Raw genomic sequence first — 20,169 nt, forward strand, 5'->3', positions numbered from 1 at the left:
TTGTGTGCGTCCGATCGCTTCGGGCGCATCGATCCGGCCCCGCCGCTCGTCCGGCTTTCAGGAAGGACGAGGGCGGCGGGGTCGAATGGCGGGATCGTCAGAAGCGGCCCGTCAGGCTCAACCGGACGGTGCGCCCCGGTGCGGGCATCAGCGAACGGGTCAGCGGGTCGGCATAATAACGATCGTTGAGGTTGGTCCCGACCAGCTCGGCCGAGAAACGGTTGTTCAGATTGTAGCGGACATAGGCGTCGGCGGTGACGATCGCGCCCCAGCTGAACGGCACGTTGAGCGAATAAACGTCGATCTGCTGCGCGCGCGGCAGGTTCGCGATCTTTTCGAAGAAGGGATTATTGTAGCGGCTATAATAGGTCAGCCGCCCGCCCAGTTCGAGCCGCTTGTCGAAAAAGCGCCCTCCCATCGTCCAGTTGACCGATTGCTCCGGCGTCGCCTGGGTCAGCAGGAAACCGTCGGGAAAGCCATATTTCACGCAGTTGGGAACGCTGCCATTCTTCTTGTCGGCAAGCGCGGCGGCGCTTTCGTCGCACACCTGGTTGGTGGTCATGAAGGCTGCGCCCAGCTGCGTATAGAAGCCGCCGGTATCGATCCGCGCCTCGGCCTCGATCCCCGCGATCGTCTGTTCCCGGATATTGCTGAACTGGAGGTTGGTGGACCGTTCGACCACGTTGGAGATGTGGTTGCGATAGAAGGTCAGCTTGATGTCGGCGCGTTGATCCTCGCGGTTGAGGTGTACCAGGCTGCGCAGGTCGCGGACCAACCCGATCTCGTATAATTTGGCGTGCTCCGGCTGAAGTTGCGCGAGCGGGTTGAACGATGCGGAGAAGCCCAGCGTGCTCTCGAACATGCTCGGGAAGCGCCACGTCTCGATATAGCGGGCATAGGCGCGGGTCTGTTCGTCGGCATAGACGGTGGCGGACAGGCTGGGGGCCCAGCGGTGATCCGACCGGCGCGGCGCGGTGATCGGAACGACCTCGACGATACTCTGCAGACGGCACGTCCCGTCATTGCCCGCGATCTGGCTGATCGCACCGTTGAGACAGGGATTGCCGTTCCGGGCATAGCGTCCCTGGGCATCGGGGCTCCATGTCGGCCCCTGCTCCTCGAACGCGACCTCATAGGGATTGGCGAGATATTCGGGCAGCAGCTGGGCGATCAGCGCGTCGACCTCCTTGGGATCGACATCGGTCAACAGGCTGCGCCAGTAGCGCTTGGCGAAATCGGCGCCGGTGCCCTTTACGTTGAAGAACGAATTATAGCCGCGATAGACGGTGGAATTCAGGTTGGCATTGCCCTTGGCGATCTGGCTCCGCGCGAAATCGTCCACCGCCCAGTAACCGGCATAGCTGACCCCCGCGTTCAGCTTCAGGAAGCTGGCGGGGCGCCATTCGCCGTCCAGCCGGACGAGGAACTCCTCGCGCCGTCCCGCACGCGGGAATTGCCGCCATCCCTGGAAGCGCGCCGGATCATAGACGTCGCGCGACGCCAGTTTCTCATGCTGCCAATTGCCGCTCAGCGTCAGGTCGAAGGTCGAGCCCAGCCGGACCGTGTTGGCGGCGTTCAAGCCATAGCGGTTGTTGATCGCATTGGCGCGGGCATTGTCGACCAGGATCGGCTGGGCGAAGGTCGCGAAATTGGGCATGCCGCCGGAATTATAGGTGTCGCTGGTCGTGTCGGTGGCCCAGAGATTGGCCTTCAGGTCGATCCAGCGGCTCTCCGGCTGCCACTTATATTCGGCATTATAGGCGCGGGCATGGACCTTGCTGAGCGGCCATTGCGCATTGCCGGTATCGATCAGGATGCGTGACGGCATGATCTCGCCATATCGCGTCACGCTGTCGCGCAGGCTGACCAGCAGATACTGGTCGTCGGCGATGTGCCAGGTCGCCTTGAGCAGCACGGACTCCAGATCGCTGGAGGTGTTGGGCACCTCATCGCCCGGCGCGAAGCCCAGCGCCATGCGGCGGATCCGGTTGAGATTGCTGGAGGGGAGTTGCGTCTGCCGGTAATAATCCGGATCGCTCGTCCCGGAGAAATAGTTGCCCCGCTCGCGATAGGCATAGGCCCCGAACAGGTCGAGCCCCTCGATCCGCAACGCCGCCGCAACCCGCACCGCGCGGTCCCCCAGCGAGAAGAAGTGATTGTCGTCGCGGGTGCGCGGCACGATCAGCAGCGAGGGGTCGCGCAGCGCGAAGCTGGGCGAGTTTTGCGGGAAGCCGGGCACGGTGCGATAGTCGCGCCCGGTCAGCAACGTCGGCAGGCGCGGGTCGGTCGCATTGTTGCCGCCCTCCAGCCGCACGTCGAGGCCGAAGGTCCGGCCCGGACGCAGCACGTCGTCCGCGTCCAGCGTGTTGATGACGACCGTACCGCCCGTCGAGCTTCGGATATTGCCCCGATCGGTCGGGCCGCGCAGCACCTGAAGCCCGGAGATCAGGCTGGGATCGACATAGGCCCGGTTGCTCGCGCCGTTATAGCCACGCCAGACGGTCAGCGCCTGTTCGGTCCCATCGATCACGACGGGCACGCGGCCGGGCCCCTGGATACCGCGAATGCTGGGGTCGAGCGCGCCGCTGTTGCGCGCATCGCCGCTCAGGACATTGACCATGCCGCTCAGCAGGTCGGAGGTGGTGACGCCCTTATAGCGTTCGATCTCGGCCCGGTCCTTGTAGCCGCTGGAGAAATCGGCGTCGAAGACCGCGTCATGGCCCCGCTCGGCGCGCGTCGCCGCGACATTGCGGGGGGCATCGTCTCCCTCGACACGCAGGGCGTCGGTGATCACCGGGGCCTGCGTGCCGCCTGAGGACCGCACCGGGCGACGCCGGAGCGTCAGGACTCCGTTCGACAGCTGCCAGTCGAGTTCGGTCCCGGCGAGCAGATGATCCAGGGCCCGGGCGCGGTCCATGCGGCCCGACGCCCCGCGTGACCGCAGCCCGGCGAGCAGGCCCGCATCGACGCTCAACTGCACCTGTGCCTGCTGGGCGAACAGGGCCAGCGCGTCGGCCAGCGGCTGTGCGGGGATGGCAAGGCTGATTTCGTCCGGCCGACCCTGAGCCGCCAGCGGTGCGCCCATGACCCCCATCGTCGAGGCCGACAGCATCAAGCCGATGCCCAGCCGCTTCCATCGAAAACCGATCCGTCCGCTCTTCACATGATCCCCCATTGTCACACGGCATAAATGCTAATGCGTATTGTTCGCATTCATGAGTTGGACGTTTGGGCGGCTCGGATTTTCGGGTGGTTTCAAAAATTTTTTTGGGGTTCGTCGTTCAGTAGGCGTGGACGATGGTGATCCACGGCGTGATCCGGGTGATGGACAGGCCGTGAGCCTGGCGCATCGCGGCGAGGGCGCGGTCGGAATGGCGCAGATCGTAGACGCCGGTCACATGGCGCGCCATGCCGGGGCCGCGGGCGATCAGCCATCCCTTATGCCATGGCCGCAGCGCCGCGATCGCCGCCGCCAGGGGGCGATCGATCATGACGAGCCTTCCCGTGGCCCAGGCGGCGACGCGGGAGGGCGGCATCTCGCCCCGGTGCCGGGAGCCCGAAGCGCAGTCGAGGTCTTCGGTCTGGCCGGGCCGCAAGGGGAGGAGATCCTCCCAGCCCCCGGCACAGGATACGCCGACGGCTCCCTCGCGAACGGCGATATGCGTCGTGGCGTCTTCCATGGCGACCTCGAACGCGGTTCCCAGATCCGTGGCGACCGCATCGCCCGCGACGACCCGGAACGGATGGTCGTCATCATGGCGAACCTGAAAATAGGCGCTTCCGCGCAACAGGCGTGCATGGCGGGCGCCGTCGAACGTCATGGCGCTGCGGGGGGCCAGGGTGACGCGGCTGCCGTCGGCGAGCGTCAACGTCCGGACTTCGCCGGTCCGCGTTGTCGTTGCCGCGGCCGGGATTGGCAAAAGGTCGCGGCCGATAAAAAGGGCGGTAAGGCTGGCGGCCAGCGCGAATGGGGCCAGAATTGTCCGGCCTGCGCGTCGCCATCGCCGATCGGGTATGGCGGGAACCCTCGCCACGCTGCCCGATGATGGAAGCTGCCGGATCAGGGCGCTGACATGGTCGAGCTGGCTCCACGCCTCATCATGCGCCGGTGTCTCTCGCCAGAGCCGAAACCGGTCGTGCAAGGCGGCATCATCCGGTCGCTCCTGCAACCGGATCATCCATTCCAGCGCCTCGCGCTGGTCATATGTCTCGCCCTCGTCCTTGCTCACAATGGCTTCAGCCTCTTCCTTCTTTCCGAGGACGAACGGGGCCGCCATTTTTTCGCCCCGGCTGACTAATTCGTCGCTGGGTGAAGCGCGCGGCGACAGCGCGCCACGCCCTCTATGACCAGCGAATGGGCCGTCGTGATCGACACGCCCAGTTCAGCGGCGATCTCGCGCAAGGGCGCCCCCGACAGGCGATGCATCTCCACCGCCCGGCGCATGGGCGGGGACATCCGGCGCAGTTCGGCGGCGACGATGGCGAGTTGCTGGGCAGCGATCGCGGCCTGTTCCGCATCGGCCGCCGCGGCCGCGACCCGGTAGCTTTCGCCGTCGAGATCCGGCGGCATGATCCGTTCCTGCCGTCGCCGCTGACGATAGGCATCGATCGCCAGATTGCGGACCACGCGTCGGATATAGCCGATGGGTTCGCCGACCGGCCGCTCCGGCCCCCGCTGCGCCAGTTTAAGCCATGCTTCCTGCACGACATCCTCTGCGGAATCGGGGTCGCCTGTCACACGCGAGGCCTCTGCGATCAGCCGTCGCCGCTGGTCGGCGAACAGCGTGGCCAGTGGCGGCAGGACTGTCATGGCGCGGGCCATGCCGCCAGCCCGAAGGCGGCACATGCTGCCGGAGCGACGGACAAGGCAGACCGCGCCACAGACGACAGTCGCTCGATCCTTCGCATGCCCGTCGCTCCCGCCAGCCCTGGCCCGGAACCATCGGTGCCGTATCTCGCTGTCCGAGCCCGTTGCCAAATTAGCTAATGCGAGTCAATCGCATATGATGACCTTGGCTGCCGGGAGCGCGCAGGCTCCTCGATATGTCGCGCTCAGGGTTGGGGCGTCGCGGGCTTCTCGGGAGCCGCCGCAGCACGGCGGAGTTCGGCGATCTCGGCGGCGGTCTTGAAGTCCAGCATTTCGACCTGGAAGACCAGATCCGCATTGGCCGGGATAGGGCCGGAGGCCTGCGCGCCATAACCCAGGGCGGCCGGAATGCAGAGGCGCAGGATGCCGCCCCGACCGACCATTTGCAGCCCTTGCGAGAAGCCGGGAATGACCTCGCCCACCGGCATGACCGACTGCATCGCCTGGTCGAACACCACGCCCGTCGCGGCCAGATAGCCGACATAGTTGACCAGCGCGGTCGCGTCCGCACCGGGCATCGCACCCGTGCCGGGACGCAAGACCGTATAGCCCAGCCCGGACGGCGTCCGCGAGGTGCAGGCACGCTGGGCGGGCGGTACGATGGGGTTCAGCGGAAGGGGGATGATGCCGCCATTGGCCGCCGCCGGGGGCGCGGAAGGCCGCGCCTTCACGCCCTGTGCGGTCGCGCCTGCAGAGAACGGCACCGTCAGGGCGGGAAGGGCGATCGCGATAATGAAGCGGCGCAGCGCGCGGCGGGAAATGGTCATGGCGCATGCCCTAATCGGGCTTTGGCCGGCAGATCAAGCGGCTGGGCCCCGCCGCGCCGCTATTGCATTTATCATCATTACACATGAACATTGTCACACTAATGAAAAACCTTGGTCATAGGGCGGCCTTCTTCCAAATCTCCCGTGGAGGAATATGTGATCAAGAACTGGACCGGCCTTGCCGGTATCGGTGGCGTGTGCCTGTGCGCCATGCTCCCGCAAATGGTGTTTGCCCAGACGGCGGGCACGATCGCCGCCGAAGACAAGGCGGAACAGGATGTCGTCGTGGTGGGCGAACGCGCCCGCAAGCCGGTGGTGATGGACCTGCCCAATTCGCCCAAGGCGCGCGCGATCGTCACGCAGGACTATATCGAGCATACCGTCCCCGGCCAGTCGATCTTCAATGCGATCAACCTCGTGCCCGGCGTCAACTACAATGCGGGCGATCCCTATGGCGGCAATGGCGGCGGCATCCGCATCCGCGGCTTCGATGCCAGCCGCATCGCCTTCACCTTCGATGGCCTGCCGCTGAACGACGCAGGGAATTATGCGATCTATTCCAGCCAGCAGATCGATCCGGAACTGGTGCAATCGGTCAACGTCAATTTCGGGTCGACCGACGTCGACTCGCCGACCGCGAGCGCGGCGGGCGGTACGGTCAATTATCGCACCATCCTGCCGACCGAGACGCTGAGCGCAACGGCGGTCTATTCGCATGGCGGCGGCAACATGAACCGCGTCTTCGGGTTGCTCAACACCGGCGACCTGACCGCCAGCGGCACCCGTGCCTGGTTCTCCGCCAGTAGCCAGAGCTATGACCTCTACCGCTATTCCAAGGTCCGCAAGGCCCAGTATAACGCCCGAATCTACCAGCCGCTGGGCGGCAAGGATTTCGTGTCGCTGGCGGGCTTTTTCTACCAGCATCGCAATTTCGGATATGGCACGCCGTCGCTCGCCAACCTCAACAGCGTGCTGGGCAATCCCAATGCATCGTCGTCGAACGGTCCGGTTCGCGTCGATCCGACGCGGGCGCAGTTCGACAAGCTGTTCGCCGACCAGACCAACAGCTATCTGAAAAGCACCACCTGCGCGCTGCCGTCCCAGATGCAGGCCGCGAAGGGCACGGTGCAGGATGACCGGACGAGCTGCACCAACACCCGGCAGACGAGTCTGAACCCCGTCGATACCGGCAACCTCCGCTTCAACAGCCTGCTCACCCTGTCCGATCGGCTGACCTTCTCGATGGACGGCGGCTATGCCTTTACCCGTGCCAATGGCGGCGGCTCGACCGTGTTCGCCGAGAGCGACGCCGATGCCGGGCAGAAGGGGGCCAATGGCAACCAATATGGCCGCGTGGGCGGCGGTGTCGCCTCGGGGCGCGATCTGAATGGCGATGGCGACATGCTCGACTATGTCCGCGCCTATTATCCGTCGAACACCCAGACCCATCGCCTGATCGCGATTGCCGGGCTTCGCTACGATATCGATCCGAGCAACCTGTTGCGCCTGGCCTATACCTGGGATCGAGCGCGGACGACGCAGACGGGCGAGGCAAGCTATCTGCGGTCGGACGGTACGCCGTGGCTGCCGTTCAGCACCAGCGATGCGAGCAATCCCCATGCCATGCTGGATGCGGCGGGCCATGTGCTCAACAAGCGCAACCGCCTGACCTATTCGATACTGCATCAGCTCTCGGGCGAATATCGCGGCAAGCCGTTCGACGACTCGCTGTCCTTCACCCTCGGCCTTCGCGCGGCGCTGTTCCGGCGCAACATGAACAATGCCTGCTACACCATTCCGGGCAGCGGCAGCGAAGCCTATTGCACCTCGCAGACGCAGGCGCAGGTCCAGGCGGACAGTCGGACCAAAGGCTTCGCGCCACCCTATACGGGCCGCATCAAGGAATATCGCGCGCTGCTGCCCAATATCGGCCTGACCTGGCAGATGACACCGGCGGTCAGCCTGTTCACCAGCTACACCAAGGGTTTTTCGGCACCCAGCACCGATGTCTATGCCTATGACGACAAGGTCATCCGGCTGGGCGGGGACGAGGTGAAGCCCGAACGCACCGATTCCTATGATCTGGGCCTTCGCTATACGATGGGCATCGCCCAGGCCCAGCTGGGCGGCTGGTACATCCGCTACGACAACCGCATCGTCAACGTGACCACGCCGGTCGAGGGCGGCGGCACGATCAGCGCCAGCCGCAATGTCGGCGGGGTCGACAGCAAGGGTATCGATGCCTCGCTGTCGGTCAGTCCGGCGCGCTGGCTGTCCCTCTATGGCTTTGCCTCCTACATGACCGCCAAGCTGAAGGACGATGTCATCAACGCCGCCACGGGGCAGGTGGCGATCGCGACCAAGGGCAAGTCGCTGGTCGATACGCCGAACTGGCAATATGGCGGCCGTGCGCAGGTCAATCTGCCCTTTGGCGTGGTCGGGCTGTCGGCCAAGCATGTCGGCGACCGCTTCGTGACCGATGTCAACGACGTGAAGGTGGCGGGCTATACGCTGGTCGATCTCGACGCGCAGATCGGGATGGAGTGGATCGGCCTGAAGAAGACCTATCTCCAGTTCAACATCGTCAACCTTCTCGACAAGGCCTATTTCTCGAACCTGGGAACGGTGGCCAGCAAGGGCGGCTATTTCAACTTCGGAAATCCGCGCACGGTGATCGCCAGCGTGCATTTCCAGTTCTGACGGCGGATCGCGGCGGCGGCTGACCCGCTCGCCGCCGCGAAGGGACAAGGAGGGGCCGGGTAAGATGGAAAGACACCGTCACGCCCGGCCTTTGATTTAGGGACGAAGGCAAAGGTCATCATGCGCAAGGTGATGCGTAATATCGGGGCGATATTGGCGATCGGGCTGGGTGCCACGGCATCCGTGGCCGGAAAGGACGGAACCCCGACACTGGAACTGATCGGTGCGACCACCATCCCCCATGGCACCCGCTTTCAGGGCCTGCCGATCGGCGGATTGTCGGGGCTCGACCGGCTGCCGGGCGGCGACTATCTCGCCATTTCGGACGACAAGGGGGATGGCCGGCCGCCGCGCTACTATCGGCTGGCGATCTCGCTCGATTCCGCGCATCACCGGATGCACGTGCGGATAGAGGCGCAGCAGGTGCTGCGCGATGCCCAGGGCCTGCCATTCCCCACCGATCATCCGGTGGTCGATCCCGAGGCCATTCGCCACGCCGGTGGACATCATGTCTACTGGTCGTCGGAGGGGACGTGGAACGCCGACCCCGCGCGGCGGGTCCAGCCTGCCATCTATGAGGCCGATGCCGCGGGACGCATCCTGCGCAGCTTCTCACTGCCGCCCGCCTATCTCTATGCCGACAACCGAAGCCGGGGCGCGGCATCCAATGGAGTGATCGAGGGGCTGGCGGTCGGGCCGCGCGGGACGGTCTATGCGGTCAACGAGGTTCCCGCCTATGAAGACCTTGCCGTCGATGACGGACCCGGCCGGGGCACGCGGCACCGGTTGACCAGCTTCGACCCCAGGAGCGGCCGGCCGCTTCACCAATATGTCTATGACGTGCCTGACGGCCAGTATAGCGTCTCCGAGCTTCTGGCGATCGACGACCGGCATTTCCTGTCGATCGAACGGGTCGTTCCTTTCGACTCGCGGACGGGCGTGAGGGCCAGGATCATAGTGTCCGGCATCACCGATCGGACGACCGACGTCCTGTCCTGCCCGGCGCTGCCGTCCTGCCCCGCCGTTCCGATGACCCGCACGGTGTTGCTCGACCTGCCGCAGCAATATCGGGGCGTGAAGATCGACAATCTGGAGGGGATGGCCTGGGGACCGAGGCTCCGGGATGGTCGGCGGACCCTGATCGTCGAGGCGGACGATAATTTCAACAAGGACCAGCTTTCGCAGTTCCTCGCTTTCGCGTGGCGGGGCAGACTGGTGACGACCCGATCAGCGATGTAATATTATTTCCTAACGCTGCGAGTGGTTTGCACGGAGTGTGAACCGGCTGTCATTGTACTGATATTGACTCGCATTACCCTTGAATGGATGGGCGCCCCCGGACTTATCACGAGGGCGGAATGACAGTCGCAAAATATTCGGCAAAGATGGTGATCGGCGCGCTTGCCTTGTCGGTAAGCGTCGCAGCCATGGCCAAAGGCAATATCATGTCGGACGCGGCGCACCCCACCGCCGCCTCGCCACGCGTGAAGAAGGACGAAGGGGCGGATCGGTCGAACACCGGCGACATCGTCGTCACCGCGTCGCGCCTCGACATGCTGGGCAAGGGGAGCACCGCCAGTGAGGGCCGGATCACGGCCGACGAAGTGGCGCTGCGGCCCATCTATCGGCCCGGCCAGTTGTTGGAAACCGTCCCCGGCCTGGTGGTGACGGCGCATTCGGGCGAGGGCAAGGCATCGCAATATCTGTTGCGCGGTTTCAATCTCGATCATGGCACCGACTTCGCCAGCTTCCTCGATGGCATGCCGATCAATCGCCCGACCAATACCCATGGGCAGGGCTATGCCGATCAGAATTTCATCATGCCGATGCTGATCGGGGGGATCGACTTCACCAAGGGGCCGTATCACGCCGAGGTGGGCGACTTCGGCGCGGTCGGCTCGGCGCATATGCGGCTGGTCGATCATATCCCGACGACGCTGTCGCTCAGCGCCGGGACGCTGGGCGATTATGGCGTCTCCGGCGGGACGACGATCGCGCTGGCACCCGACCACCGCCTGCTGCTCGCGGGCGAATATGGCCATCTCGACGGCCCATGGACGCATCCCGACGATTTCGACAAGGTCAATCTCGCCGCCCGCTATAGCCAGGGAACGACCAATGACGGCACCAGCCTGACCGCGCTCTATTATGCCAGCACGGGCAATCTGACCACCGACCAGCCTCGGCGCGCGGTCCGGCAAGGGTTGATCGACCCGTACGGCACGCTCGATCCGAGCGATGGCAGCCGCTCGCACCGTTTCAGTCTGTCGGCCCGGTTCGCCAAGCCGATCGGCGACGCCGCGATCGACGCCAGTGCCTATTATATCCGGTCGGACATGATCCTGTGGAACGACTTCACCCATTATCTCGACGATCCGGTCAATGGCGACCAGGAAAAGCAATATGAGAACCGCGATACGGCGGGCGGCCGGATCGCCTATCGCCGCAGCGACGAATGGCTGGGTCGACCCAGCGTAACGACGATCGGACTGCAGGCGCGCTATGACCGGGCCTATGTCGCGCGGCTTCACACGAAGGATCGTGTGCCGCTATCCTATTGCTCGGTCGAGGGCCCCAACGGGACGACGCAGGTGCCCGCGGCGGGCGGTATCTGCAATGCCGACGACGTCACGCTGATCGATCTCGGCGGCTTTGTGGAGAACAGCACCGACTGGACGCCGTGGCTGCGCAGCACGATCGGGCTGCGCGAGGAATATTATGGTGCCACCGACACCAGCCGGACAACCCGTTTTTCGGGCCATGCGCATCAGATGCTCTTCCAGCCCAAGGGCAGCATCGCGATCCGCCCCTTCGACACCACCGAATTCTATATCAGCGCCGGACGCGGCTTCCACAGCGACGATGTGCGCGGCGTCTTCGGCACGGTGCCGCAGCAGGGGGTTCCCGGTTCCGCCGGACGGACGCCGCTGCTGGCGCGGGCGGTTGGCTATGAATTCGGGTTGCGGACGAATGCGATCCGCCGGCTTGCGGTGCAGTTCGCGCTGTTCCGGCAGGATTTCGAATCCGAACTCGCCTATAATGCCGATGTCGGCCAGGACAGCGCCTCCGCTCCCAGCCGCCGCGTCGGGATCGAATTGTCGTCGCAATATCATCCGACGCGCTGGTTGGAGCTGAATGCCGATCTCGCCTTTGCCAAGGCGCGGTATCGCGGGGATTTGAAGCCATTCGGGCTGACCGGGCGCTTCATCGCCAACGCACCGCGCTCGACCCTGTCCTTCGGTGCGCTGGTCAAGAATCTGGGACCCTGGTTCGGCGGCTTCCAGATCCGCAATCTCGGTCCCTATCCGCTGGTCGACGGTCCGCGCGAACCGCACGACCCCGGCTATACCGAGGCCAATCTCGATGTCGGATACCATCTCGGCGCGCGGACGACGGTCCAGCTCAGCATCTTCAACATGCTGAACACCCATGCCAACGCATCGGCGTACTACTACGCCACGCGCCTGCCGGGCGAGCCGGACGACGGCGTCGAAGGCTATCAGTTCCACCCGCTGGAGCCGCGATCGGCAAGGCTCAGGCTGACCGAAACCTTCTGATCGGGTGGTGCGGGACGGGACGGTCGCAAGTAGCATGTGGAGACGGCCCGCCGCGCTGGTTTCATGGCCGGGCCCCGGCAAAGACCGGCGGGAAGGACTTTCGATCCTTCCCGCCGGGTATGGCCTCAGGCCGAGGGTTGCAGCGAAGCCGTATCCAGGTCGACCGCCAGTTCGCGCGGCCAGAAGCGTAGCGCGCGGCACTGGTCGACAAAGCTCTTGGCGTCCTTGGGCTTGGCCAGCGCAACGAAGCCTTCGTCCCGTTCGGTCACGCCCGCCGCGTCGAACAGCGCGGTCGCGGCCGCGCTGTGGCCGATGAACTTGCAGTGCGCGAAGGCGTCGGCAACGAAGTCCTTGGCCGTCGCATCCTTGGCGAGCATCGCGACACCCGCTTCGGAGGGCAGCACCGCCACCGCGTCGTAAAGGACCGAGGGGCCTCCGTCGATCTTCTGCTTGGCGGCGACCTTGGTGCCGTCGTCCAGCGTCACGCCGCCGATCTTGGGCGCCACGACTTCCCACAGCGCCCCTTCGGCCTCGAGCGCGTTCGTCACCGCCGCGAACAGCACCGCGCTGCTGCCGTCGGTCAGCAGGATGCCCATCTTCCGCCCCTTGAAGTCCTGCGGGCCGTTGGCGAGGATGCTCAGCTTGGGCGAGGAAGGCAGGTCGAGCGTCGGTTTCGCCGCCTTTGCGGGTTCCGGCAGGTCGAGGCCGAGCCCATCGGCGACTGTCGCGGCAAGCCCTTCGTCGATCAGCCGGAGGTGGGAGACGGCACGCGCCCGGATATCGACCCGTTCGACCTTCGACAACTCGAACACCAGCGCGTCGCCGATATGCTTTTGCTCGATCGGCTGTTGGCTGAGGAAGAATTGCCGGGCCTGGCTGTAATGGTCGGCGAAGGTCTCGGCGCGGATGCGCTGCTTGGTGCCCTGCACCTCGGCCGGGAAGCTGCGATAGCCGATCGTCGGATTCTCGCGCGGACCGCCGTCGGGGCCCCAGCTGTTCGGCTCGTAATTGGCGCGCCCCTTGGGGTTGCGCATCGCCATATGGCCGTCCTGCTGGAAATTCATCACCGGGCAGCGCGGCGCATTGACCGGGATATGGGTGAAGTTCGGCCCGCCCAACCGCTTCAACTGCGTATCCAGATAAGAGAAGTTGCGGCCGTGCAGCAGTGGGTCATCGGAGAAGTCGATGCCGGGCACGACATTCTGCGTGCAGAAGGCAACCTGTTCGGTATTGGCGAAGAAATTGTCGACATTGCGGTTGAGCGTCAACGTCCCGATGATGCGGACGGGAATGTCCTCCTCGGGGATCAGCTTGGTCGAATCGAGATGGTCGAAGGGCAGGCGGTCGGCCGTTTCCTGGTCGAACAGCTGGACGCCCAGATCCCATTGCGGAAAGTCGCCCGCCTCGATCGCCTGCCACAGGTCGCGACGATGGAAGTCGGGATCGGCGCCGTTGATCTTGACCGCCTCGTTCCAGAGCACCGATTGCAGGCCCTGGCGCGGCTTCCAGTGGAATTTGACGAAGGTCGACTTGCCTTCGGCATTGACCAGCCGGAAGCTGTGGACGCCAAAGCCCTCCATCGTGCGGAACGAGCGTGGGATCGTCCGGTCGGACATCTGCCACATGACCATATGCCACGCCTCGGGGCTCAGGCTGGCGAAGTCCCAGTAATTGTCATGCGCGGACTGGGCCTGCGGAAAGGCGCGGTCGGGCTCCTGCTTGACGGCGTGGACGAGGTCGGGAAACTTGATCGGGTCCTGGATGAAGAAGACCGGGATATTGTTGCCGACAATGTCCCAATTGCCCTGCTTCGTATAGAATTTGACGGCAAAGCCCCGGACGTCGCGCGCCAGGTCCATCGACCCCTTGTTGCCCGCGACGGTCGAGAAGCGGACGAAGACCTCGGTCTTCTCGCCCGCCTCGCTTAGTATGTCGGCGCGGGTATATTCGGCCAGGCTGTCGGTCAGCTCGAAGACGCCGTGCGCGCCATATCCACGGGCATGGACCACCCGCTCGGGAATGCGTTCATGGTCGAAGTGGAAAATCTTCTCGCGCAGGATGAAGTCTTCGAGCAGCGTCGGCCCGCGCTCCCCGGCGCGCAGGCTGTTCTGGTTGTCGGCGACGGGAACGCCCTGCTGCGTGGTCAGCGTCCGGGCCGTGTCGTCGGTGGCCTGGTGCGTCTCTCCGCCATGGCCCTGGGGCTCGGCATAATGGGTCGGCATATCCGCCCCGGCGGGAAGGGAGGGCGCTTGGGCGGGCGATACGCCCTTGGCCTTGCCGCTGCCCTGCTTGCTCTTCGAACTGGCCATGATGGTGTCTTTCATCGTTGAGGGAACGTGCCCGTCCAACGCGCGGATCGGCCAATCGCCCTCCAAATAAATGCTTGATATTCATTAAGGTGATTCCTGCCGCCTTAGGGTAAACCCATGCTAGTGATCGGGATCAGCCCTCCGTTCCCGGCCGTGCGGGGCTTCGGTGGGTTTCGGCGGCGGGAGGGAGAAGGCTTCTGTTCGACGACGCGCCCGTGGTGATGTGCATCCCCGCCCGAAATGAAGAGGCGATGCTGCCGGCGCTGTTCGCCGCGCTTGCCGCGCTGCGCGTCGATGGGACGAAGCCGGAGGCATGCCTGTATCTGGACGATTGCCGGGATGGCAGTGTCGCGCTGGTCGATCGTCTTGGCCCGTCCCTGCCGTTTCGGCTGCATGTCGCCCAGGGCGGGCGCGATGCTGTGCCCAATGCCGGGGCCGCCCGGCGCGCGGCGCTGGCGATGGGGCTGTCCGTCCTGGCCGGGCGCGAGGGCCTGCTCTTCACGACGGATGCCGACAGCACGCCGCAGCCCGACTGGATCGCGGCGGGTCGCCGGGGGCTGAGCCAGGCGGAGGTCGTCGCCGGGCGGATCCAACGGGTCGATGCCGCATCCGATCCGCAGCAAAGCCGCATCGAGCATTATTATGACCGATTGCACCGATATCGCCGGGCCATCGACCCGGTGCCATGGGAGGCGCGGGACACGCATCACTTCGGCGGCGGAGCCAATATCGCGATACGCGCCTCCGCCTATCGCGCGCTGGGCGGGTTCCTGCCGATCCCGTCGGGAGAGGACGCCCGCCTGCTCGACGATGCCGCGCGCGCCGGGCTTCGCGTCCGTCGGGACGCGGTGATGATCGTGGAGACCTCATCCCGCCGACATGGGCGTATCGGCGGCGGGCTCGCGGGCCAATTGCTGGCGCTGGATCAGGGCGAGCCGCCGCGCATGGCCGATCCGCGCGGTGCGGCCTGGCAATGGCGCGCGCAGGCGGCCGCGCGGCAGAGCTTCGCCATGATCGACCGGGTCGACCGGCGCATCGCGCTCGGCGAGCGGCTGGGCCTTTCGGCGGACCATGTCCTGGGCGTCGCGCGCGATTGCCCCAATGCGGAGGCGTTCGCGATGCGGATCGTCCCGGCACCGGCCGTCCATTCCGGCCAGGTGTCGCTGTCGGACGCCGAAAACCTTCTGACCGAACTGGAGAGCCGATGGTGCGAGATTGCGGCATGACCGCCATGGCCGACGAACTGCGAAGCGCGATTGCCGCCATGGGCTGGGCCGAGCATCCCCCCGGCGATCCCCGGACGATCGAGGACCATGTCGCGCTGCTGGCCAAGCTCTATGACATCGGCCGGCGCGATCTGCCGCTCGGGCGGTTGGTCGAGGGGCATGTCGATGCGGTGCAGATCGTGCGCCGCTACGGATCGGCGGCGCAGGTGGAACGGCTCAGCGGGATACTGGCGCAGGGGGCGACATTGGGCGTCTGGAATGCCGGACTGGCGGGCGAGCCCCTGCGGCTGGACGGCGAGCGGTTGACCGGGGGCAAGAGCCATGCCTCGGGCGCCGGGGTGTTGAGCCACGCCGTGGTCACGGCGGACACGGCCGAGGGGGTGCAACTGCTGCTGCTCGATCTGGCGCGGGTCGCGCCGGTGATCGACCGCGACTGGTGGCGGGTGACGGGCATGCAGCGGTCCGAAACGCATCTGGTCCGCTGGCGGGACGGCGTCATCGCGCAGGACGACCGGATCGGCGCGCCGAACCTCTATGCGCGCGAACCCTTTTTCAGCGGCGGGGCGCTGCGGTTCGTGGCGGTCCATGCCGGGGGCGTGGCCGGGCTGTGTGACCTGACCCGCCGCCATCTGGTCGAGGCGGGGCGCGCCGACGATCCGTTCCAGTCGGCGCGGCTCGCGCGGTTGTTCGCGCTGGCGGAGGTGGCGGCGGCCATCGTGCGGCGCACGGCGCGATGCTGGTTCGGGGAGGAGGTCGAAGAGGCCCGGCTGGCGCGGGTCGCCGCCGCGCGCATGGCGGTGGCCGACGCGGCCGAGCAGGCGATCGTGATCGCTCGGGAGGCGGTGGGGCTGGCGGGGCAGTTCCTCACCCATCCGCTCTCCGCGATGCTGACCGATCTGGCGGTCTATCTGCGCCAGCCCATGCCCGACGCGCAACGCCTCCGGGTCGGGCAGGCGGTGGCGCAGGGGTTGCTGGAGCTGTCGCTGTGAGGCTGGACCTCAACGGCGTCCGCCGGGCCGTCATCGTCGCGCCGCATCCCGATGACGAGATCATCGGGGCGGCGGGGCTGATCCAGGCGCTGCGGCGGCGAGGAAGCGGGGTTTGGGTCGTCGTGGTCAGCGATGGCGCCGCCTCGCATCCCGACAGCCGGACATGGCCCCCCGCGCGTCTGATCGCCGCGCGCGAGCGGGAAAGCCGCCATGCGCTGCGCCGTCTGGGCGTCCGGAGCGACCGGGTGACGTTCCTCGGGCTGCCCGATGGCGCGCTGATGGCGGAGGGCGATCCTTGCCGCGAGCGGCTGCACCGGGCGCTCCGGAAGCATCGGGGCTTGGACCTGCTGGTCGGGCCCGCCGTCACGGATGCCCATCCCGATCACCGGGCGGTCGCGACCGCGCTTGGCGGTTTTCGCTTCGGCGGGCGGCGTCTGACCTATCAGGTCTGGCCGCCGCAGAAGCGGCTGGCGGCGCGGAGCCGGACCGTCTCGATCCCAGGCGGCGCGGCGGCGAAGCGCGCGCTGATCCGGGTGCATCGGACCCAGCTGGGCGCGATTACCGACGATCCTCGGGGCTTTTCGATCGCACGCCATGAACTCGCGGCCTTTTCCCACCCGGTCGAGCGTTTCCTTCCGGTGAGGCGATGAAGGCGATCGACCTTGGCGGCTTTGCCGCAAAGTTCGCGGCGGACGACGACCCATGGCGGACCTTCTCCAACCGCGACGAGGCGGTGAAGCGCCGGGCGATCCTGCATGCGCTGGGCCAGGGGCCATGGGGCAGGGTCCTGGAACTGGGCAGCGGCAATGGATCGAACAGCCGCGCCATCGCCCGTCGCGCGCTTCGGCTCGACGCGACCGAGGGGACAGTCGAGGGCACCCGCCTGACGACGCGGGCGATCGCCGCCTGGCCGCGAGCACGGGCGATACCTTTGGCCTTGCCCGCGCGGTTTCCGCGACGGGACTATGATGCGATCGTCATCGCCGAGTTGCTCTATTATCTTTCGCCCATCGCGATGCGGCATGTCGCGCGAGGTGTCGCGGCGGCCCTGCGTCCCGGCGGGCGGCTGGTCCTGGCGCATCATCGCATCGACTATTACGACTTCGCGCAGCACGCCGCCGACATCCAGGAACGCTTCCTGCGGATGACCGGCATGACCTGGCAGGTCGAGACCATGCGCCGCCGGGCGCACTGGCATGTCCTCGTCGCGCGGCTGTGCGATGCGGACACCCGGACGGGTCTTTCTTTCCGCCATCGATAATTATTTGCTTACGGGCCGTAAGCGCCTAGACGACGCCATCCCCGGGGAACCGCTGATGCGCGGTCGAGAGATGGGCAGCAGCCCATGACCCGCCGAACCTGATCCGGCTGATACCGGCGTAGGGAGGGTGGCGGTTCCTTCGTCGTCCTTCCGTGTGAAGTGGACGAGAGACGATGGCTGTTCTGATTTCGCGCGATCGCAAGACGATCCGATATGGTGCCCTGCTGCTGTCGGCCGCGTGGCTGGCGCTGCCCGGCGCGGCATCGGCGCAGCGGGCGAGCGACGCGCCCGCCGATATCCGCGTGATCGGCCACCGCGATCCCGAGGGGCTGCTGCCCGACCAGACCGAACCCAAGGCGGTCAGCGAGATTTCCGCCGACTTCATCGTCAAGCAGGCCCCGACGCTGAACGCCTTTCAGCTGGTGAGCCTGCTGCCCGGCGCCAATGTCGCATCCAGCGATCCCTATGGCCTGTCGACCAGTTCCAGCCTGACGCTGCGCGGTCTGGGGCAGGATGAGATCGGCGTGCTGATGGAGGGCGCGCCGCAGAACGACATCGGCTATTACTACGCCTATCCGTCGCAATTCGCCGATGCGGAAAATGTGCGGGCGATCCGGCTGGCCCAGGGGGCGGTCGATCTTGCCTCGCCGACCGTCGGCGGGGCGGGCGGTCTGTTGTCGCTGTCGCTCGACGATCCCAAGGCGGCGCGGGGAATGCTCGCCGATCTGTCGCTGGGGTCGTACAACATGCACCGGGCCTTTGTCCGGGTCGATACGGGGACGATCGGAAATACCGGGCTGAAGGCGTTTCTGTCCTATTCCAACACCCGCGCGGACAATTGGCGGGGCGCGGGCTATGACCTGCGCCAGCATGTCGATGCCAAGCTGCTGGGCGAATGGGGAAACGGGAACCGTGCCAGCCTGGCCCTGTCGTACAACGACGCCAATTCCTCCAGCTATGCCAGCCCCACCCTGGCCGATTGGCGCGCGCGGGGACGCGGGTTTAACTATGATGCGGAGTATGTGCCGGGAGAAACCCGTTACTGGGAACTGTACCGAGCGCCCTTCCGCAACCTTTATGCCTCGGCCCCCGTGCATCTGGTCCTGGGCGACCGGCTGACGCTGGACAGCACGACCTATCTCCAGTTCGGCTATGGCAATTCGCCCTATGGCACCCAGCTCGCGACCACCGGCAATTTCCTGGGCAACGAAGAACTGGCGCAGCCGATCGCGCTGCCCGGCGCGGTGAATGGAGTCGCGACGGTGCTGGGCAATTATACCGGCGATCAGATGCGGACCGGCCAGGTCGCCAGCCTGACGCTGCGCGCGGGCATCCACCGGCTGACCGCAGGGCTGTGGTTCGACTATGGCACCGACCGCGTCACCCAGACCTATACCGCCGTCGGCACCGACGGACGCCCGGCCGACCGCTGGGGCTATCGCAGCAAGGCGATCCGCACCGCCGATGGCCGCCTGCTCGCCTATGAGAACCAGCGCACCGTGACCGTGACGAAAAGCGTCTTCGTGGCCGACAGCATCGCGCTGAGCCCCAGGCTGACGGTCGATATCGGCTTCAAGGGCGTCAACCTGCTGCGCAACGGCCGCAATTACCTGCCCGGACCGCAGACCCGCGTGCGCAGCGACAGCTTCGCCGCCCTGCCGCGCGCCGCCGTCCATTACGATCTCGACGATCGCCAGCAGGTCTTTGCCAACGTCACGACCAATTTCCGGGCGCCCAACGAATTCACGCTGTACGACAGCTATGACGGCGGCGTGGTCTCGACACGCGGGACGGACGCGTTGAAGAACGAATATTCGGTGTCGCAGGAACTCGGCTATCGCTATATCGGGCCCAGCCTTTCCGCCTCGGTGACCGGCTTCCACTACAAATTCCGCAACCGCCAGCTGGCGACCGTGGTCGACAATGGCGGGGCGCTGGTCAATTCGACGCTGAACGCGGGCGGACAGACGTCCTATGGCGTCGATGCCGAGATCGATTATCGGCCCGCGAGGGGCGTCAGCGTCTATGTCTCGGGCGAATATCTGCGCGCGCGGATCGATGACGATCTGCCGGTCGGCGGGGACTATCTGCCGACGCGGGGCAAGCGGGCGGTATCCAGCCCGACGCTCCAGTTCGGCGCCGGTGGCACCTATGACGATGGGCATCTGTTCGGCAGCATCGCGGGCAAATATGTCGGTCGCCAATATGCGACGTTCATGAACGACGAGAGCATCCGGGGATATGCCACGCTCGACCTGGCGATCGGCGTCCATCTGGCCGATTGGCTCGACGGCAAGCGGACCGATCTGCGGGTCAATGCGATCAACGTCACCGATCCGCATGTCCTGGCGGGGGTCCAGTCCGTCACGACCAACGCGCGCGATGTCGTCGGGCGGGGCGGCACGATCATCAAGGGCAATGCGCCGTCCTATTATATCGGCGGCGGATCGGCCGTCGTCGCGACGATTTCGCGCGGGTTCTGATCGTGACCAT

At 65.9% G+C, this 20,169-nt stretch carries 13 protein-coding genes and 1 riboswitch; of the genes, 8 read left to right on the plus strand and 5 right to left on the minus strand.

All coding sequences use genetic code 11. The annotated features are described in order from the left end of the window. Window positions 1-97: 97 nt before the first annotated feature. The 4 genes from QE385_RS01855 to QE385_RS01870 all read right to left on the minus strand — a co-directional run bounded on the left by QE385_RS01855 (window position 98) and on the right by QE385_RS01870 (window position 5,634). Window positions 98-3,163 (minus strand): TonB-dependent receptor, encoded by a 3,066-nt coding sequence (locus QE385_RS01855; RefSeq protein WP_307098502.1) that lies wholly within the window; start codon window positions 3,161-3,163, stop codon window positions 98-100. Between the two features lie 118 nt (window positions 3,164-3,281). Beyond that, window positions 3,282-4,277: a FecR domain-containing protein gene (locus tag QE385_RS01860; protein ID WP_307098504.1), complete on the minus strand. Its 996-nt coding sequence runs from the start codon at window positions 4,275-4,277 to the stop codon at window positions 3,282-3,284. A gap of 17 nt (window positions 4,278-4,294) precedes the next feature. After that, window positions 4,295-4,810 (minus strand): RNA polymerase sigma factor, encoded by a 516-nt coding sequence (locus QE385_RS01865; RefSeq protein ID WP_307098506.1) that lies wholly within the window; start codon window positions 4,808-4,810, stop codon window positions 4,295-4,297. Window positions 4,811-5,052: 242 nt separating this feature from the next. Continuing rightward, the gene (locus QE385_RS01870) at window positions 5,053-5,634 is read right to left on the minus strand and encodes an FKBP-type peptidyl-prolyl cis-trans isomerase (protein ID WP_307098508.1); all 582 of its coding nucleotides are present in this window, start codon (window positions 5,632-5,634) and stop codon (window positions 5,053-5,055) included. A gap of 156 nt (window positions 5,635-5,790) precedes the next feature. Here QE385_RS01870 and QE385_RS01875 point away from each other — a divergent pair, with 156 nt between their 5' ends. The 3 genes from QE385_RS01875 (at window position 5,791) to QE385_RS01885 (ending at window position 11,891) form a co-directional block, all read left to right on the plus strand. Next, window positions 5,791-8,334, plus strand: a complete 2,544-nt coding sequence (locus tag QE385_RS01875; protein ID WP_307098511.1) for a TonB-dependent receptor — start codon at window positions 5,791-5,793, stop codon at window positions 8,332-8,334. Window positions 8,335-8,454: 120 nt separating this feature from the next. Further along, window positions 8,455-9,573: an esterase-like activity of phytase family protein gene (locus tag QE385_RS01880; RefSeq protein ID WP_307098514.1), complete on the plus strand. Its 1,119-nt coding sequence runs from the start codon at window positions 8,455-8,457 to the stop codon at window positions 9,571-9,573. A 119-nt stretch (window positions 9,574-9,692) separates the two neighbouring features. Further along, window positions 9,693-11,891: a TonB-dependent receptor gene (locus QE385_RS01885; RefSeq protein WP_307098516.1), complete on the plus strand. Its 2,199-nt coding sequence runs from the start codon at window positions 9,693-9,695 to the stop codon at window positions 11,889-11,891. Window positions 11,892-12,016: 125 nt separating this feature from the next. Here QE385_RS01885 and QE385_RS01890 read toward each other — a convergent pair whose 3' ends face one another. Further along, window positions 12,017-14,200 carry a catalase gene (locus tag QE385_RS01890; RefSeq protein ID WP_307098518.1) on the minus strand — a complete coding sequence of 728 codons (2,184 nt, stop codon included), beginning with the start codon at window positions 14,198-14,200 and terminating at the stop codon, window positions 12,017-12,019. Window positions 14,201-14,421: 221 nt separating this feature from the next. Between QE385_RS01890 and QE385_RS01895 the strand changes: the two genes are divergently transcribed. From QE385_RS01895 to QE385_RS01915, 5 genes are all read left to right on the plus strand, one after another. Next, complete coding sequence (locus QE385_RS01895) at window positions 14,422-15,426, plus strand: glycosyltransferase (protein ID WP_307104511.1); 1,005 nt, start codon at window positions 14,422-14,424, stop codon at window positions 15,424-15,426. Further along, window positions 15,423-16,415, plus strand: coding sequence for an acyl-CoA dehydrogenase (locus tag QE385_RS01900; protein WP_307098519.1), 993 nt, complete (start codon window positions 15,423-15,425; stop codon window positions 16,413-16,415). Before QE385_RS01895 ends, QE385_RS01900 begins: the two co-directional genes overlap by 4 nt. After that, a complete protein-coding gene (locus tag QE385_RS01905; protein WP_307098521.1) occupies window positions 16,412-17,065 on the plus strand; it encodes a PIG-L deacetylase family protein in 654 nt (217 codons plus the stop codon). The genes QE385_RS01900 and QE385_RS01905 overlap by 4 nt, the downstream gene beginning before the upstream one ends. Then, window positions 17,062-17,676 (plus strand): class I SAM-dependent methyltransferase, encoded by a 615-nt coding sequence (locus QE385_RS01910; protein ID WP_307098523.1) that lies wholly within the window; start codon window positions 17,062-17,064, stop codon window positions 17,674-17,676. Before QE385_RS01905 ends, QE385_RS01910 begins: the two co-directional genes overlap by 4 nt. Before the next feature lie 32 nt (window positions 17,677-17,708). Next, a riboswitch (TPP riboswitch) is annotated at window positions 17,709-17,818 on the plus strand. A gap of 31 nt (window positions 17,819-17,849) precedes the next feature. Continuing rightward, the gene (locus QE385_RS01915; protein WP_307098527.1) at window positions 17,850-20,159 is read left to right on the plus strand and encodes a TonB-dependent receptor; all 2,310 of its coding nucleotides are present in this window, start codon (window positions 17,850-17,852) and stop codon (window positions 20,157-20,159) included. Window positions 20,160-20,169: the final 10 nt, after the last annotated feature.

The organism is Sphingomonas sp. SORGH_AS_0950 (assembly GCF_030818415.1).
Classification (GTDB): domain Bacteria; phylum Pseudomonadota; class Alphaproteobacteria; order Sphingomonadales; family Sphingomonadaceae; genus Sphingomonas.